Below are 16932 nucleotides of genomic sequence, written 5' to 3' on the forward strand. Positions count from 1 at the left end.
GGGTCAAGCGGAATGCCATTCACGCATGGCGTGGATCTACTGCGGGTCTCGGCGGTAGCGGCCGATGGCGCCGTTACTTGGTGCGACGCACCTTGGGCTGGGTGTTCACGCCTTCGACCTTCAGGTACCACACGCCCATCACCCCGGGGCTGATGCTGACCTTCGGCGATTGCTTGCGTACGCCGGAAACCGAGGTGGTATCGGTCTGTTCCCACTGCTGGCCATTGTCCAGCACGTAGATCCGGCCCTTGCCGAAACCGCGGAACTCGCCCTGCAGCACGCCGCTGATCGGTTCGTTGCTGCCGAAGTCGAAGAAGCCGCGGTTCTTCACGATCACTTCCTGGCGGCCTTCCTCACGCGCTTCTTCGCGCACCGCAGCGACGGCTTCGGTAGTGGCGGCTTCGACCTTGCCCTGCAGCCAGCGGTTCAGCGTAGCCAGCTCGGCGGCATTGAGCTTGTCCAGGCCTGCGGCCTTGAACTCGGCCGGCGACATCTGCTGTTGCAGGTCGCCCTGCACCACTCGCTGGGCCAGCGCGGGCGCCGACAGGGACAGGAGCACAGCGGCACAGGCCAGCAGGTGAGGGCGGAAAGGCAGGGTGATCGAAGGCATGCGGAACTCTCCCGTGGATGTCGGCGAGTGTAGCGGCATGTCCACATTCCCGGCGATGGTGGCCGTGGCGATTGTTCCTGAACGGCTGCGGCGCTAGTGTAGGGGCTTCTGTCTTGCCTGCTCGATGCTGTGAACCGCGCTTCCGTCCCCGGCCTGGATGCCTTGTTGAACCGCCCCTCGGCAGCCGTGCTGCCTGCTCCGCTGCGCCAGGCCCTGCGCGGGCACTGGGAAGCGCCGGACTGCGACCCGCAGATGCGTGCCAGCTGGTCGGTGCTGGGCGATACCCTGGACGCGCTGGCACTGCTCTCGGCAGACGAGGGCGCCGTGGTGGCGGCCCTGCTGTTCGATCTGCCGGGCCTGCGCGTCCACCTCGACACACTGCCGTTGGGCAGCCACAAGGCGGCGGTGATCGGCCTGCTCGATGGCCAGGATGCGGCCGACCCCGTTTGGGCCCTGCATGCCGGTCGCGAGGCGGGCCGCAACAGCGAAGGCCTGCGCCGGTTGCTGCTGGCCATCATCCGCGACCTGCGGGTGGTGCCGATCCTGCTGGCGCGGCAGCTGGCGCGCATGCGCGCGGCCGACAAGCTCGATGAGGAGCAGCGCCGCGCGCTGGCCCAGTTGACCCGCGACATCCATGCGCCGCTGGCCAACCGGCTGGGTATCTGGCAGTTGAAATGGGAACTGGAAGACCTGGCATTCCGTCACCTGGAACCGGACACCTACCGGCGCATCGCGCGTGAGGTCGATGAAACCCGCATCGCCCGCGAACGTTACGTCGAGAACGTGAAGAAGGTGCTGTCGCGCGAACTGGGCGTGCAGGGCATCCGCGCCGAGGTCAGTGGCCGACCCAAGCACATCTACAGCATCTGGCGGAAGATGCAGAAGAAGCGCCTGGCCTTCGACCAGCTGTATGACATCCGTGCGGTACGGGTGATGGTCGATGACGTTGCCGCCTGCTATGCCGCGCTCGGCGTGGTGCATGCGCTGTGGGCACCGGTGCCGAGCGAGTTCGACGATTACATCGCCCGGCCCAAGGCCAACGATTACCGCTCGCTGCACACGGCGGTGGTTGGCCCGGAAGGGCGCACCATCGAAGTGCAGATCCGGACCCACGACATGCACGCGCAGGCCGAGCTGGGCGTGGCCGCGCACTGGAAATACAAGGAAGGCGGCAAGGGCGCGGAGAAGTCGTTTGATCGCAAGATCACCTGGATGCGCCAGCTGCTGGAGCAGGCACAGGACGGGCAGGGCAACGAACTGGCCGGGGCGCTCGATGCCGAGCTCACCGAGGACCGGGTCTACGCGCTGACCCCGAAGGACGAGGTGCTGGACCTGCCGCAGGGTGCCACACCGCTGGATTTTGCCTACCAGGTGCACACCATGGTCGGGCACCGCTGCCGTGGCGCCAAGGTCAACGGCCGCATCGTGCCGTTGACCTACCGGCTGCGCAGCGGGGATCGGGTCGAGATCCTGACCGGCAAGGAGGCCGACCCGCGTCGCGACTGGCTGATGCCGGCCAACGGCTTCCTGGCCAGCAACCGCTCGCGCGAGAAGGTGCGCAGCTGGTTCCACAAGCTGGACCGTGCGCGCAACGTGCAGGCAGGGCGCGAGCTGCTGGAGCGCGAACTGAAGCGGTTGGGCCTGCAGCATTCGGACCTGTCGGCGGCAGCGAAGAAGTTCCATGCCGACAGTGTCGACGACCTGTACATCCAGGTCGCCCTGGGCGATACCGGCCCCAACCAGGTCAGCCGATCTCTGCTGGAAGCCGAGCGTGCGGCCAGCCAGCCGGTCGCACCGCCGACCCTGCCGCGGCCGACCGCCCGCCGCGAGAACCTGGGCAAGTCCAAGTTCACCGTACAGGGCGTAGGCAACCTGCTGGTGCAGTTGGCGCGCTGCTGCCAGCCGGTGGCGGGCGAACCAATCGTCGGCTACCTGACCCGTAGCCGGGGTGTCACGGTGCATCGTGCAGACTGCGTCGCACTGGCGCGGCTGGCAGCGACCAGCCCGCAGCGGATCCTGCCGGTGGAATGGGGCCAGGCCGGCGGTGGCTATGAAGTGGACGTGGTGGTCGACGCGGTCGACCGCCGCTGGCTGCTGAAGGACATCACCAACCTGATCGCACAGGAAGACGCCTACGTGCTGGACATCCACAGCGACAACGTCCGCAACAGTGGCCGCGCGCATCTGCGCCTGCGGCTGAAGGTCAGCGACTACGGCCAGTTGTCGAACCTGCTGGGCAAGCTCGATGCGTTGCCGGGTGTCAGCGAGGCGCGTCGTCTGGGCTGAGCTTCACGCTGCCCCGGCTACCCTGCACGCATGGAACGCGAGCCCCCGCATCGCTCACACGGCGCCGCACATCCGGCGCTCGATCGCGTTCGCCGTGAAAGCCGTTGGTGGTGGCTGCAGGCGCGCCACGCGCGTCGGGTGTGGCGTTGGGCGCTGTTGGCGGCTGCAGCGGTGTTCGTGCTGCTGGTGCTGGTGCGCAAGCCGCTGGCGGACTGGTTCTGGGACGAGCCACAGATAGAACAACTGCTGGCTGAGGGCGATCGCGCGCTGGCCGAAGGGCGCCTGACTGTCGCCGACGGCAGCGGCGCACGCGAGCGCTACCAAGCGGTGCTTGCCCTGGATGGCGACCGCCCGCAGGCGCGGCAGGGCCTGGCCCGCACCGGCGCGGCAGCGTTGCAGCAGTCGCGTGAGCGGCTGCAGGCGGGCGATCTGGACGGCTGCACGCAGGCGCTGGCGCTGGCGCGTGAGCTGCAGGTGCCGCGCGCCGAAGCGGACGCGGTGGCCCAGCAGCTGCAAGCGCGTCGTCGCGCTGGAGCTGGCATCGGCGCGTTGCTTGCACAGGCCCGCAATGCCTTTGCAGCGGGGCGACTGGACGACGGCGACAGCAGCGCGTTGCCGTTGTTCCAGCGTGTGCTGACGCTGCAACCGGACAACCTGCCTGCGCTGGAAGGCCGCGAGGATGCATTGAGCGACTTGCTGCAGCAGGCGCGCGCACAGGCCGCGCGCGGCGAACTGGCCACGGCGGCTGCCATCCTGCAGCGTGCACGCCAGTTCGATGCAGGTCATTCCGAGCTTCCTGTCAGCCAGGAAGCGCTGGCCCAGGCCGTCGACCAGCGGCTGCAGCAGGGCCAGCGTGCGCTCAAACGGCAGCAGCTTGAGACGGCGGCAGACAGTTTCCAGGCCGTGCTGGCGGTCACCTCCGATGATCCCACTGCACTGCGTGGGCGCGAGCAGGCCGTGCAGGCATTGCTGGCGCGCAGCCAGAAGCGGGCCGACGATTTCCAGTTCGAGGCGGCCGACAAGGACGCTGCGATGGCGGCGGGTTTGGGCGCCTCGCAGGTGGCGCAGCAGCAGCTGGCACAGCGCCTGCAGCGTGCGCGGCAGGCTCGCCAGTCGTTGCTGCAGCCGGGCATCAGCGCTGCCCAGCGTGAGCGCCAGCTGCGTGATCGGCTGCGTCAGATCGACCGCGCCGAGCGTGCCGGGCAGTGGATCAGTCCCCCTGGGCACAGTGCCTTCGATGCGCTGCGCGAAGCGCAGGCACTGGCGCCGCGCGACAGCCGGGTCAAAGCAGCGGCAGCGCGCCTGCTGCCCGCCAGCAGGTCCTGTTTCAATGACAACCTGCGACAGAACCGGGTGCAGGCTGCGGGCGCCTGCCTGCAGGCGTGGCAGACGCTGGCGCCGACGGCCGCAGGATTGCCCGATGCGCGTTCCCGTCTTGCCCAGCGCTGGCTGGCGATCGGCAGCGAACGGCTGGGTCGCGGTGATGTGGAATTCGCCGCCTCGGCCGTGGAGCAGGTGCGGCGGTTGCAGCCGGATCTGGCCGAACTTCCCGCGTTCGAGGACCGCCTGCGGCATGCAGGCGGTCACATCGACTAGTCGAAGAACACCCGCTGCACCGTGGCCGACGCAGCATCCAGCGAGAAATGCTCGGCCACGTTGGCCAGGCCAGCGGCGGCCAGCTGCTGCCACAGCACAGGATCCTGGTACAAGCGGATCACCGCATCGGCAAAGCCGGCGGCATCGTCGGCTACCAGCACATCCTCGCCGGCGCGCAGGTGCATGCCTTCCACCGCGCAGGTGGTGCCGACCACGGGCTGGCCATGGGCCATGCTCAGGTTGATCTTGCCCTTCACGCCGGCGCCGAAACGCAGCGGCGCGATGGCGATGCGGGCACCATCCATGTACGGAACGATGTCTTCAACGAAGCCATGCATCACTACGCCTGGCTGGGTAGCAGCCAGGGCAAGCAGCGTGTCCGGTGCGCCGGCACCGATGCAATGCAGGCGCACCTGCGGCAGCGCCGCGCGGATATGCGGGAATACGTCGCCGATGAACCACTCCATCGCGTCCAGGTTCGGCGGGTGGCGGAAGCCGCCGACGAACACCAGGTCGTGGCGCTGCGCGAACGGCGCGCCCGTGCCGGCGACCTCATGCAGGTTGGAGATCAGCTCCACCCGTACCTGGGGTGCATCGGCCTGCAGCTGTTCGCGCTCGGCGGCGCTGACCAGCACAGTGATGTCGCACTGGCCCATCACTGCCAGTTCGCTGGCGCGGGTGCGTTCGGCGTTGCGCAGCAGGCCAGCATCGCCCGCCACTTCCGCACCACGGCGTTCGCGCAGGTAGTGCAGGTCGACGGTGTCGAACACGGTGCGGGCCTGCGGCGCATAGCGCTCGAGCAGCGGCAGGCATTCGTTGGCGACGTGGTGGCGCACCATCATCACCACGTTGAAGCGGGCGCCATGGCTGCGCAGCCAGCCTGCAACACCGTCCAGGAAGGGGGCGTACCAGACTTCCACGCCCATCCGCTGCAGGGCTTCGGTCGCCACGCCGCCGTGTTCGCGCCGTGTGGGCACGAATACCACGTGGGCGCCGCCCTGCAGCAGCAGGCGGATCAGGTTGACCTGCCGCAGCGAGCCGGAGTCGCGCTCCGGGCGCGGCACTTCCTCATCCAGGATCAGCACCTGGCGACGGCCGCGCAGCAACAGCGCCGGCGAGGGTACTTCGCCGATCTTCGGATGGGAGGCCAGTTCAGCGGCCCATCGGGCTGCGAAAACAGCTTGGTTGCGTACCTGGTAGGCCTTTACGCCGCTACCGGTATCGGTGCCATTGCTGGTGCCTTCATCGTGGATTACCCGGCTGGCCGGCTGCACCAGCACGCGCAGGCCCTGTGCCCGCACGCGGAAGGCCAGGTCGGTGTCTTCGTAGTAGGCGGGCTTGTAGCGGGTGTCGAACCCGCCAAGTTGCTGCCACAGCGCACGGGGCAGCATCAGCGCGGCGCCGGAGCAGTAGTCGACGTCGCGCAGACTGGCGAAGCGGGGATCATCGGCCGCTTCGAAACGGCCGTAGCTCCAGCCACTGCCATCGCCGAAGATCACCCCGCCCGATTCCTGCAGGCGTCCGTCGGGGTACAGCAGCTGGCTGCCCACCAGGCCGGCATCGGTGACGGTCGCAAAGGTCTCCAGCAATGCTTCCAGCCAGCCCGGCTGCGGCACCGTATCGTTGTTGAGCAGTACCACGTAGCGGCCGCAGGTGCGCGACACGCCGTCGTTGCAGGCCTCGATGAAGCCACCGTTGCGCTCGCGCACTTCGTAGCGCAGGCCGCTGATCTGCGGCATCCACTGCACCGTTGCGTCGCTGCTGCCGTCGTCCACCACGAGGATCTCGCAGGCCACCGACGGCGGGTGCGCGGCCAGGGCGCGCAGGCAGGCCAGGGTATGGTCGACGTGGTTGTAGACCGGAATGACAATGCTGACGTCCGGCGCATCGCTGGTGGGCACCGCGAAGGGAGCGAACGGCTGTGCCGGTGGCAGGTACAACGGTTTGCGCGGTGCTGGAACGGCGCGCTGGCTGTGCACGCGGATCCGCTGCCAGGTGGCCCGCCAGCCGCGGGTGCGCAGGCTGGCCAGGCTGCGGCGGGCCAAGCCGGTCAGGCGATTGATCAGGTAGCGGATTTCGGCCAGGGACATCGCCATCCGGTTGCAACTCCAGCTTAAGCAGGGGGGACCGGAGAATTCGCCTGCCGCAGCGGCTGGGGTAGACTCGCCAGACCCTACATTGTCGCATTCCCGTGCCCCGACGCTACGATTCAGACGATATCGACGATTTCGACGACGACGACCAGCAGGACACCGGTCCGCTCTGGCGCCGCCGGCTGATTACCTGGAGCATGGCGGCGGTCGCGTTGGGATTGGGTTTCCTGATCCCCTATACGCTGTACCTGAACCAACAGGTGACGCAACGTTTCGGTGAACTGCGCTGGCAGATCCCGACGCGGGTCTATGCACGCCCGCTGGTGCTGTTGCCCGGCAAGGCAATGGATGCGGCGACCCTGAAGACCGAACTGGCCGCCTCGGCCTATCGCGATGATGGCCAAGGCAAGGAGCCGGCAACCTATGCGGTGCAGGGCGGGCGCTTCGTCATCTCCAGCCGCGGCTACAACGATGTCGATGGCCAGGTCACGCCTCGTCGGGTCGAACTGTCGCTGTCCGGCGGCAGCATCGCCTCGCTGCGCGACGCCGACAGTCGCAAGGCGCTGAAGGCGGCCCGCATGGATCCTGCACGCATCGCCACGCTGTACGGGCAGAAGCAGGAAGAACGCCGTCTCATCCGCATGAACGAGGCCCCTGACCTGTTGGTCACCGGCCTGCAGGCGGTTGAGGACAAGGACTTCAACCGCCATCACGGCATCGATCTGTCCGGTATCGCGCGCGCGGTCTGGGTGACGGTCCGCTCGGGTGGGCAAAGCCGCCAGGGCGCTTCCACCTTGACCCAGCAGCTGGCCCGCAGCGGCCTGCTGGGAATCGGCAAGGAACAGACCTATACCCGCAAGTTCAACGAAGTGCTGTACGCCTTGATCATGGAAGCGCGCTATGACAAGCGCACCATCTTCGAGGCCTACCTCAACCAGGTGTATCTGGGCCAGCGCGGCAGCCAGGCGATCCACGGCATGTCCTCCGGTGCCGAGTTCTGGTTCGGGCGCGATCTTTCCTCGCTGGAAACCGAGCAGATCGCACTGTTGATCGGCCTGGTCAAGGGGCCGTCGTACTACGACCCGCGGCGCAATCCCGAGCGCGCGCTGGACCGTCGCAACTTCGTGCTGGGCAAACTGCACGAGGCGACCCTGATTGATGATGCCGAGTACCAGCGGGCGTTGAAGGCGCCGCTGGGCGTGCCCAAGACCCCGGGTCTGGTGGCGGCCAACCGCTTCCCCGCCTACGTCGACCTGGTGCGTCGCCAGCTTGGCCACGACTATCCGGAATCTGCCCTGCAGGGCGCCGGCCTGAGCGTGATGAGCGGCATGTCGCCGTCCGCGCAGGCCTATGCCGAAGGCGCGGTCACGCGCACCATCAAATCGCTGGAAAGCAAGCGTCGCCCCGAGCTGCAGGCCGGTCTGGTGATGACCGACGTGCACAACGGCGACGTGGTGGCGGTGATCGGCAGCCGCGAAGTATCCGAGGTCGGCTTCAACCGCGCCATCGAGGCGCAGCGCCCGGTCGGCTCGCTGCTCAAGCCGTTCGTGTACCTGCTCGCACTGGCGCAGCCGGACCGCTATTCGCTGGCCAGCTGGGTTGATGATTCACCGGTGACCGTGCAGCTCAGCCGCGGCCGCAACTGGAATCCTGGCAATGCGGACAACCGCAGCCATGGCACCGTGCGTCTGATCGATGCGTTGGCTCATTCCTACAACCAAGCCACGGTACGCGTCGGCATGCAGGTCGGCCCGGAACGGGTGACGCAGTTGATCCACGTGCTGGCCGGCATCAAGGCCGAGCCGAATCCGGCGGTGATCCTCGGCTCGACCGACCAGAGCCCGTACGCGATGGCGCAGCTGTACCAGTTCCTGGCATCGGGCGGCGAAATCCAGCCGCTGCACGCGGTGCGTGGCGTCCTCGATCCGCAAGGCAAGCTGCTCAAGCGCTATGACAAGACGCCTGCACCGGCACAGGAAGGTGACTCCATCGCCGCCAACCTGATCAGCATCGGCCTGCAGCAGGTGGTGGCCAGTGGTACCGCGCAGCGTTTAAATGCCGATGGCCTGGGTCGCCTGCAGCCGGCCGGCAAGACCGGCACCACCAATGATGGCCGCGACAGCTGGTATGCGGGGTACACGGGCGACCATCTGGCGGTGATCTGGATGGGCAACGACCAGAACGAACAGGCTGGTTTGTATGGCGCCACCGGCGCGATGCGGGTGTGGTCGGGCATCTTCCAGCGCTTGCCGACGGCGCCGCTGAAGGTCAGCAACAAGGGCCTCGACTGGCAACCGGTTGCAGCGACCGGTACCAACAGCACCGATGAGGGCTGCCCGGGCGCACGGCGATTCCCGTTCGTGGTGGGCTATGCGCCGGCTTACGAGCCGTGTGCACCGGCCGCCGTGCCGGACGCACAGGGCGGTGCGGAAGGTGAGGGCGGCGGCTGGCGCAGCTGGTTCGGCCTCGACCGTAAACCGGAACCTGCCGCCGAACCTGCCGCAGCACCCGCTGCAGCGACTCCTCCTCCAAGCCGATGATGCCGATGACTATCCGTTCGCTGTTCCAGCCCTTGGTCCTGAGTGGCCTTACCCTGGCCCTGGCGGCTTGCGTGAGCAGCGCGCCGCAGGTGGTCAAGCCGGTGGACACCACCACGCCCGCACAGCGACTGGCAGCCGTGGAAGCCGCCGCCGGCCCGGATGACAAGGAAGTGTCGGTGCAGCCACTGCGCGACTCGCAGGTCGAGGATCTGCGGCAGACGGCGCTGAGCCAGCGCCAGTCCAACGATCTGGCGGGCGCGGCTGGCAGCCTGGACCAGGCGTTGCAGATCGTGGCCGGTGATCCGTCAGTACTGCAGGAACGCGCGGAACTGGCGCTGCTGCAGGGCAAGTGGGCAGAGGCGGAAACGTTTGCACGCAAGGCCGTTGACCTGGGTTCGAAGACGGGGCCGCTGTGCCGCCGGCACTGGGCGACGATCGAACAGGCACGCCTGGCGCGGGGCGAGAAGGAGAATGCGGTGTCCGCACATGCGCAGTTGGAAGGCTGCACGGTGCCGGGGATCAAGCGGTACTGAGGTATTCCCCTCCATCGGGCGCTGCCCCCTCTGCGGCGGGCGGGCTGATGGTCTGACGTGGGTTGGCCGGGTGGATGGGCTGGGCAGGGGACGCTGCAAGTACGTCCATGTAAGCTCGGTCGCCGCATCCATGCGGCTCACGCCCCTGCCCAGCCCATCCACCCGGCCACGGACAGTTTCCTGCGGCCGCCGCAGGCAAGAACAAAATCAAAATCAAACGCGGGTCGCGCGCTGCGCGCACTCGCTGAGGGGTCGGATCCGTTTTCCGCAGGAAAACGGATCCGACCCCTTCTACTTTCCCCGTTACACCAACCGCTTCTGCTCCGCCTTTGCCTCCCGTCACCGGGAAACTGTCGAAGGCGGGGGGCTGGGGGTTGCGGGGTGTCCGCGGCATGGATGCCGCGGCCAAGCCCCCATGGATGGGTTCACGGCGTCCCCGCAAACCCCCAGCCCCCCGCCAACCCGCAACAGCAACCCAGAGCCATGAACGCAAGCCGTTGCTGTTGCTTTTGCCTGTGCTCTGGCTTGAAACGGGTGCCGGGCAGCGCCCGGCCGGGTATCCTTTCCACCTGATGTCCGACCTTGTCCATGCCAGCCGCGAAGCCCTCAGCGAAGGCGGCGCGCTCGCCTCCCATCTGGATGCATTCGTCCCGCGTCCTGCGCAGCTGCGCCTGACCGAGGCCATTGCCGCGTCGATGCAGCAGCGCGATCTGCTGCTCGCCGAAGCCGGCACCGGCACCGGCAAGACCTTTGCCTATCTGGTGCCGGTGCTGCTGTCCGGAATGCGCACCATCATTTCCACCGGTACCCGTGCGCTGCAGGACCAGCTCTACCACCGTGACCTGCCGCGCGTGCGCCAGGCGCTGGGCGTCGGCCTGCGCAGCGCGTTGCTGAAGGGACGCAGCAACTACCTGTGCCGCTATCGCCTGCAGCAGGCACGCGGTGAACCGCGATTCTCCAGCCCCGAACAGGCGGCACAGTTCCAGCGCATCCTAGCCTGGTCCGGGCGCTCGGATTCGGGCGATATCGCTGAACTCGATGGCCTGGCCGATGACTCGCCGCTGCTGCCGATGGTCACCTCCACCGTCGACAACTGCCTGGGCAACGAGTGTCCCTTCTGGGATGACTGCTTCGTCGTGCGTGCCCGCCAGCGTGCTCAGGCCGCCGACCTGGTCGTGGTCAACCACCATCTGCTGCTGGCCGACCTGGCGCTCAAGCAGGAGGGCTTCGGTGAGCTGTTGCCCGGTGCGCAGGCCTTCGTCATCGACGAAGCCCATCAGTTGCCCGAGCTGGCCGCGCAGTTCTTCGGCGAGGGTTTCGGCATGCGTCCTTGGCAGGAGCTGGGCCGTGACTGTCTGGTTGAAGCGCGCGGCGTGGGTGGCGCGCAGTCGACGTTGCAGGAACCGGTCGATCATCTGCAGCAGGCCTTGTCTTCGCTGCGTGCTGCGATGGAGGGCTTGCCCGCGCGCGGTACGCAGTGGCGGGCGTTGGCGATGCCGCAGGTACGCGAGGGTTTCGATGCGGTGATGTCCAGCCTGGTGGTGCTGGAGCAGGCATTGCAGCCGTTGCGCGAAGCCGCTGCTGGCCTGGATGCCTGTCATGCGCGTGCACGTGAGGCGATTTCGCGGCTGGGCCGTTGGCTGGGGGATGAGGAACCGGCGCTCGACTTCGATGCCGATCCCGCCGAAGCAACCGCTGCCGCCGGTGACGTGCTCTGGTACGAGCTGACCCCGCGCGGTTTCCGCTGCCAGCGCACGCCGATGGATGTGTCCGCGCCGCTGCGCGAACATCGCGAGCGCAGCCATGCCGCATGGATTTTCACCTCGGCCACGCTGACCGTTGGCGGCGGCTTCGAGCACATCGCCACGCGCCTGGGCCTGGATGATCCGCAGACGCTGGTGCAGCCCAGCCCGTTCAACTGGCCCGAGCAGGCACTGTGCTATCTGCCTGAAGGCTTGCCCGATCCAGCCGCACGCGGTTTCGGAACTGCACTGATCCAGGTGCTGCGCCCGGTGCTGCAGGCGTCGCAGGGCAGGGCGTTCCTGTTGTTCGCTTCGCATCGTGCGCTGCGCGAAGCCGCCGAGGCGTTGCGTGATGGACCCTGGCCGCTGTTCGTACAGGGCGAAGCGCCGCGCGCGACCCTGCTGCAGCGTTTCCGCGAATCCGGCAATGGCGTGCTGCTGGGCTCTGCCAGCTTCCGCGAGGGTGTGGATGTGGTCGGCGAGGCCTTGAGCGTGGTGGTGATCGACAAGCTGCCCTTCGCCACGCCCGATGATCCGGTGTATGAAGCGCGGCTGGAGGCCATCCGTACCCAGGGTGGCAATCCGTTCCGCGACGAGCAGTTGCCGCAGGCGGTCATTGCCCTGAAGCAGGGCGTCGGCCGCCTGATCCGCAGCGAGACCGACCGTGGCGTGCTGGTGCTGTGTGACCCGCGCCTGCTCAACCGTGGCTATGGCAAGGTTTTCCTGCAGTCGCTGCCGCCGTTCCGGCGAACCCGGGCCCTGGCCGATGTGCAGGCCTTCTTTGCGCCACAATGGGCCCCCGTGGCAGATGCCGCAGCCCCGACCACCGCCGTGGCGGGCCCGGAGCCGGCTCCCGGTGCCACGTTCCCCCTGTTCTGACCCGATCCGATGAAACTGCTCGCCTTTGAAACCGCCACCGAAGCCTGTTCCGTAGCCCTGCATGTCGATGGGCAGGTGCTGGAACGCTTCGAGATCGCCCCCCGCCGGCATGCCGAACTGAGTCTGCCGTGGGCGGAGGAGCTGCTGGCCGAGGCCGGCATCAGCCGCCGCCAGCTGGACGGCATCGCGCTCAGTCGCGGTCCCGGTGCGTTCACCGGTGTGCGCCTGGCGATCGCCTTGGCACAGGGCATCGCACTGGCGCTGGATCGCCCGTTGCTGCCGGTGTCGACGCTGCAGGTGCTGGCACTGCGCGCGCCGAAGGAAGAGAACCAGATCCTGTCGGCGATCGATGCGCGGATGGGCGAGTTGTACGTGGCACGCTTCGAGCGCGTGGATGGCCTGCCGGTGGCGCGTGATGCCGAGCGCGTGTGCGTACCGACGGCGGTGTCGTTGCCGGAAGACGCATCCGTCTACGGCGTCGGCACCGGTTTTGCCGCGGCGGAGGGCGCGCTGGTCGCGCAGCTGGGTGCGGGTCTGCACGGCTTCGATGCGACGGCGCTGCCGCATGCAGCGGATGTGCTGGCACTGGCGGTGCCGGCGTTCGCACGCGGCGAAGGCATTGCTGCGGAGAAGGTCGAGCCGGCGTACCTGCGTGACAACGTGGCGCTGACGCTGGTCGAGCAGCAGGCTGCGCGGGCCGCGAAGGCGAAAGCCAACGGCTGAGCCCCTCGTGGCGGGTCGCTGAAAGCAGAAGCCGTGGGTTGGCCGGGCGGGTGGGCTGCGCAGGGGACGCCGTGAATACGTCCCTGTAGGCTCGGGCGCGCCATCCATGGCGCTTACGCCCCTGCGCAACCCACCCGCCCGGCCACGGACAGTTTCCGTGCGCGTCCGCCACGGAAAATCAAAAAAATAAAAATCAAAAGCCGGTCGCTTCGCTCGCATCCACGCATGGCGTGGATCTACCGTGCAGGCATGGCGTGGATACATCGTGTCGACCAAGGTCGACAGCTACCAACAGCGGATTGACGATGCGCCGCGATCTGTCAAAGGTGGGGCGGTGTCGGGTGGCGGGGTATCCGCGGCATGGATGCCGCGGCTAAGCCTACAGGGATGTACTTGCGGCGTCCCCGCCGCCCGACACCGCCCCGCCAAGCTTCAGTACACTGACCGCCGCTCTTGATCTTGCCGTTGCAGTTGCCGTTGCTTCCAGCGGGTCCCGGGCCGCAGGCCCGGGCAGAAACCCTTACCGGTCGTCGCGCAGTTCGCCACCCGGCAGGAATACCCACGTGCGCGTGACCTGCAGGATGTCGATCTGATCATCGCTGTTGGGCAACGGCGGGAACGGCTGCGCCAGCTGGATCACCCGCAGCGCCGCCTCATCCAGCAGTGGCGTGCCGCTGGAGCGCAGGATGCGGCTGCTTTCCACGCTGCCATCGCGGCGCACCCCCACGCTGATCACCACCTGCCCACCCAGCCGGCGCTGCCGCGCTTCGTCGGGGTAGTTCAGGTTGCCGACCTGCTCTGCGCGGTCCACCCACGCGCGAAGGTAATTGGCGTAGGCGTATTCGCGCGTACTGGCCGAAACGAATTTCCGGTTCGGGCGCTTGGCGTACTGCGCCGAACGCAGGTGTACTTCCGCCGCCAGCCGCGCCATCTCGGCATCGCGTTGTTCGCGTGCGGTCAGTGGTGCATCCGGCGTGGGCTGCAACGGGGTAGGGCGCGACTGCGCCAGGGCCACCGTGTCCTCGCCATTGCGGCTGCTGACCACCCGCGCCTGCGGTGGCGGCACCGGTGCTGCCGACTGTTGCTGCTGCGGTACCGGGCTGATGCCGGACTGGGCCTGCGGCACGATGCCGGCCTGGTTGTCGCGAGGACGCTGCGCACGATCATGCTCGCCGCCGCCCTCCTGGCTGGCGGCGGCCAGGAAGTCCGCCTGCTTCGGGGTCAGCGCGGTGCGCGTCTGGCTGAAGATCACTTCCAGGGTCGGCACCAGCGGCGCATCGCCTTTCACGGCAAAGCCGACCCCGAGGATCAGCAGGGCGTGCACCAGCACCGACAGCGCGATGGTGGCGCTCAGCCGCTGCGCTTCGCGCGGCGGCGGGGCGAGGACGGCAGGTGCGGCATCCATCAGTGCAGATCGGCCTCGATCGCGTCGAACAGGGTGCCGGCGATGTTCAGGCCGTACTGTGCGTCCAGTTCTCGCACGCAGGTCGGGCTGGTCACGTTGACCTCGGTCAGGAAGTCACCGATGACGTCCAGGCCGACGAAACGCATGCCACGACGCTTCATCTCCGGGCCGACCTGGGCGGCGATCCAGCGGTCGCGTTCGCTCAGTGGACGGCCTTCGCCGCGGCCACCGGCAGCCAGGTTGCCGCGGAACTCATCGCCCTGCGGAATGCGCGCCAGGCAGTAGTCGACCGGCTCGCCATCGACCAGCAGGATGCGCTTGTCGCCAGCGGTGATGTCGGGAATGAACTTCTGCGCCAGGGCCAGCTTGCGGCCGCCGTCGGTCAGCGTTTCCAGGATCACGTTCAGGTTGGGGTCGCCCTGGCCGCTGCGGAAGATCGATCGGCCGCCCATGCCATCCAGCGGCTTCAGCACGGCCTGGCCGTGTTCCAGCGCGAAGGCCTTCAGCGCCTTGGCATCGCGGCTGACCAGGGTCGGCGGGCAGCACTGCGGGAACAGCAGCGCGGCCAGCTTCTCGTTGTAGTCGCGCAGGCCCTGCGGGTTGTTGACCACGCAGGCGCCGGCGGCGGCAGCGACATCCAGCACCTGGGTGTCGTAGACGTACTCCGCATCGACCGGCGGGTCCTTGCGCATCAGCACGATCTGGCCGGGGCCGAACTCAGTCCGGCTGAATGCGCCCAGCTCGTACCAGCCGGACGGGTCGTCGCGCACCTGCAAGGGGGCGGTCCAGGCCACGGCCACCCCGCCTTCCAGCGCCAGCCCGCCCGGGCGCACATAGTGCAGGGCATGGCCGCGGCGCTGGGCTTCCAGCAGCATGGCGAACGTGGTGTCCTTGGCGATCTTGATGTGGGCGATGGGATCCATCACCACGATGACGTTCAACGGCATGGGCGCACCTGTCAGGCAAGGCGTTGATGGTAGCGGCAACGCCGGCTGTGCGCCTCCCCGGCAATGTGCAACGCAGCGTCCCTTGCCGGGCTGCGCAGTGATTGCCAATCCGGTCACGTTCAGCCCGGCGCCACGCCCCGCGCCACGGACCGCCCTTGAAGCGGGCGCGGGAAGTGCGATATAGATACGCTTTCGCAGCGGCTCCCGCCAAAGATTGGGCCGTGCGCTTGGGGAATGGCAATGACTGAAAACACGACTGCGGGCGGGGAGCTCGCAGGACTCCGGGTGATGGTCATCGATGACTCGAAGACCATCCGCAGGACTGCGGAAACGCTGCTGAAGCGCGAAGGCTGCGAAGTAGTGACCGCGACGGACGGTTTCGAGGCCCTGGCCAAGATCGCCGACCAGCAGCCGCAGATCATCTTCGTCGACATCATGATGCCGCGTCTGGATGGCTATCAGACCTGCGCACTGATCAAGGGCAACCAGCTGTTCAAGGCGACCCCGGTGATCATGCTGTCATCCAAGGATGGTCTGTTCGACAAGGCGCGGGGGCGCATCGTCGGCTCGGAGCAGTACCTGACCAAGCCATTCACGCGCGAAGAACTGCTGGGTGCCATCCGCACATACGTCAACGCCTGACCAGGGGGGAAAGGCACAATGGCTCGTATCGTCCTGATCGAGGATTCACCGACCGACCGCGCGGTGTTCACCCAATGGCTGCGCCGTGCCGGCCATGAGGTGCTGGAAGCGGACAACGCCGAAGATGGCCTGCAACTGGTCCGCGACCAAGTGCCGCAGCTCGTCCTGATGGACGTGGTGCTGCCGGGCATGAGCGGTTTCCAGGCGACCCGGGCGATGGCCCGCGACGCAGCGATCAAGCACATCCCGGTCATCATCGTCAGCACCAAGGCGATGGAAACCGACAAGGCCTGGGGGCTGCGCCAGGGTGCCGCTGACTACATCGTGAAGCCGCCGCGCGAGGAAGAACTCATCGCGCGGATCAACGAGCTGGTGGCCTGATGCGCTCGCCCTTCGACATTCTTGAAGCCTACGAACGGCGCAGTCTGGCCCACGCGGTGCAGCTGCCTGGGCGACAGTTCGCCCAGGACCTGTGGCGTGGCGTCGGTTTCCGTGTCGGCCAGCGCCGGCTGGTGTCCGATTTCCGCGAAGTGGTGGAGATCGTGCCGATGCCGCCGGTGACCCCGGTGCCCTGCGCGCAGCCATGGCTGCTGGGCGTGGGCAACCTGCGCGGCAACCTGTTTCCGGTGGTCGACCTGAAGTACTTCCTGGAAGGTGCGCGCACCGTCCAGCAGGAAGGCCAGCGCGTGCTGATCATGCGCCAGGCCGGTGGCGACGTCGCCCTGACCATCGACGAACTGTTCGGCCAGCGCAGTTTCGAGCTGACCCAGCAGATCGAGGCTGGTTCTCTGGCCGAAGGACGCTACGGGCACTTCGTCGATCGCGCTTTTCATGCCGATGGCAACGACTGGGGCGTGTTCTCGCTCTCGCTGCTGTCGCGCACCCCTGAATTCCGGCAAGCCGCGGCCTGAGGCCGGGCATAGCCCCCTGCATTGA

The 16932-nt window shown here is 67.6% G+C and carries 13 protein-coding genes; 9 read left to right on the plus strand and 4 right to left on the minus strand.

The window, feature by feature from the left end:
* Positions 1-73: 73 nt before the first annotated feature.
* Positions 74-610 carry a hypothetical protein gene (locus ACQ5SA_RS11720; RefSeq protein ID WP_499314321.1) on the minus strand — a complete coding sequence of 179 codons (537 nt, stop codon included), beginning with the start codon at positions 608-610 and terminating at the stop codon, positions 74-76.
* 129 nt (positions 611-739) lie between these two features.
* Between ACQ5SA_RS11720 and ACQ5SA_RS11725 the strand changes: the two genes are divergently transcribed.
* Entirely contained in the window at positions 740-2896 is a 2157-nt protein-coding gene (locus ACQ5SA_RS11725; protein WP_499314322.1) for a RelA/SpoT family protein, read from the plus strand.
* Positions 2897-2926: 30 nt separating this feature from the next.
* Positions 2927-4492 carry a hypothetical protein gene (locus tag ACQ5SA_RS11730; protein ID WP_499314323.1) on the plus strand — a complete coding sequence of 522 codons (1566 nt, stop codon included), beginning with the start codon at positions 2927-2929 and terminating at the stop codon, positions 4490-4492.
* Here the strand turns inward: ACQ5SA_RS11730 and ACQ5SA_RS11735 are convergent.
* A complete protein-coding gene (locus ACQ5SA_RS11735; RefSeq protein WP_499314324.1) occupies positions 4489-6588 on the minus strand; it encodes a glycosyltransferase in 2100 nt (699 codons plus the stop codon). The two genes, ACQ5SA_RS11730 and ACQ5SA_RS11735, sit on opposite strands and share 4 nt — an antisense overlap.
* Positions 6589-6683: 95 nt before the next feature.
* Between ACQ5SA_RS11735 and mrcB the strand changes: the two genes are divergently transcribed.
* From mrcB to tsaB, 4 genes are all read left to right on the plus strand, one after another.
* Positions 6684-9125, plus strand: a complete 2442-nt coding sequence (mrcB, locus tag ACQ5SA_RS11740; protein WP_499314325.1) for a penicillin-binding protein 1B — start codon at positions 6684-6686, stop codon at positions 9123-9125.
* The gene (locus tag ACQ5SA_RS11745; RefSeq protein ID WP_353100124.1) at positions 9122-9658 is read left to right on the plus strand and encodes a hypothetical protein; all 537 of its coding nucleotides are present in this window, start codon (positions 9122-9124) and stop codon (positions 9656-9658) included. Before mrcB ends, ACQ5SA_RS11745 begins: the two co-directional genes overlap by 4 nt.
* Before the next feature lie 572 nt (positions 9659-10230).
* Positions 10231-12279, plus strand: a complete 2049-nt coding sequence (gene yoaA / locus ACQ5SA_RS11750; RefSeq protein WP_499314326.1) for a DNA repair helicase YoaA — start codon at positions 10231-10233, stop codon at positions 12277-12279.
* A gap of 9 nt (positions 12280-12288) precedes the next feature.
* Positions 12289-13002, plus strand: coding sequence for a tRNA (adenosine(37)-N6)-threonylcarbamoyltransferase complex dimerization subunit type 1 TsaB (gene tsaB, locus ACQ5SA_RS11755; protein WP_499314327.1), 714 nt, complete (start codon positions 12289-12291; stop codon positions 13000-13002).
* Between the two features lie 520 nt (positions 13003-13522).
* On the opposite strand, the gene ACQ5SA_RS11760 is transcribed toward tsaB, so the two are convergent.
* A complete protein-coding gene (locus ACQ5SA_RS11760; protein ID WP_230112831.1) occupies positions 13523-14407 on the minus strand; it encodes an energy transducer TonB family protein in 885 nt (294 codons plus the stop codon).
* Entirely contained in the window at positions 14407-15354 is a 948-nt protein-coding gene (gene gshB / locus ACQ5SA_RS11765) for a glutathione synthase (RefSeq protein WP_165377885.1), read from the minus strand. The genes ACQ5SA_RS11760 and gshB overlap by 1 nt, the downstream gene beginning before the upstream one ends.
* 240 nt (positions 15355-15594) lie before the next feature.
* On the opposite strand from gshB, the gene pilG reads away from it, so the two are divergent.
* From pilG to ACQ5SA_RS11780, 3 genes are read left to right on the plus strand one after another with little or no spacing between them, the layout of a single operon-like run.
* Positions 15595-15996 (plus strand): twitching motility response regulator PilG, encoded by a 402-nt coding sequence (gene pilG, locus ACQ5SA_RS11770; RefSeq protein ID WP_005418455.1) that lies wholly within the window; start codon positions 15595-15597, stop codon positions 15994-15996.
* Positions 15997-16014: 18 nt separating this feature from the next.
* Positions 16015-16377 (plus strand): response regulator, encoded by a 363-nt coding sequence (locus tag ACQ5SA_RS11775; protein WP_025877749.1) that lies wholly within the window; start codon positions 16015-16017, stop codon positions 16375-16377.
* Positions 16377-16907 (plus strand): chemotaxis protein CheW, encoded by a 531-nt coding sequence (locus tag ACQ5SA_RS11780; protein WP_025877750.1) that lies wholly within the window; start codon positions 16377-16379, stop codon positions 16905-16907. The genes ACQ5SA_RS11775 and ACQ5SA_RS11780 overlap by 1 nt, the downstream gene beginning before the upstream one ends.
* Positions 16908-16932: the final 25 nt, after the last annotated feature.

It is taken from the genome of Stenotrophomonas indicatrix (assembly GCF_050573115.1).
Lineage (GTDB): Bacteria > Pseudomonadota > Gammaproteobacteria > Xanthomonadales > Xanthomonadaceae > Stenotrophomonas > Stenotrophomonas lactitubi_A.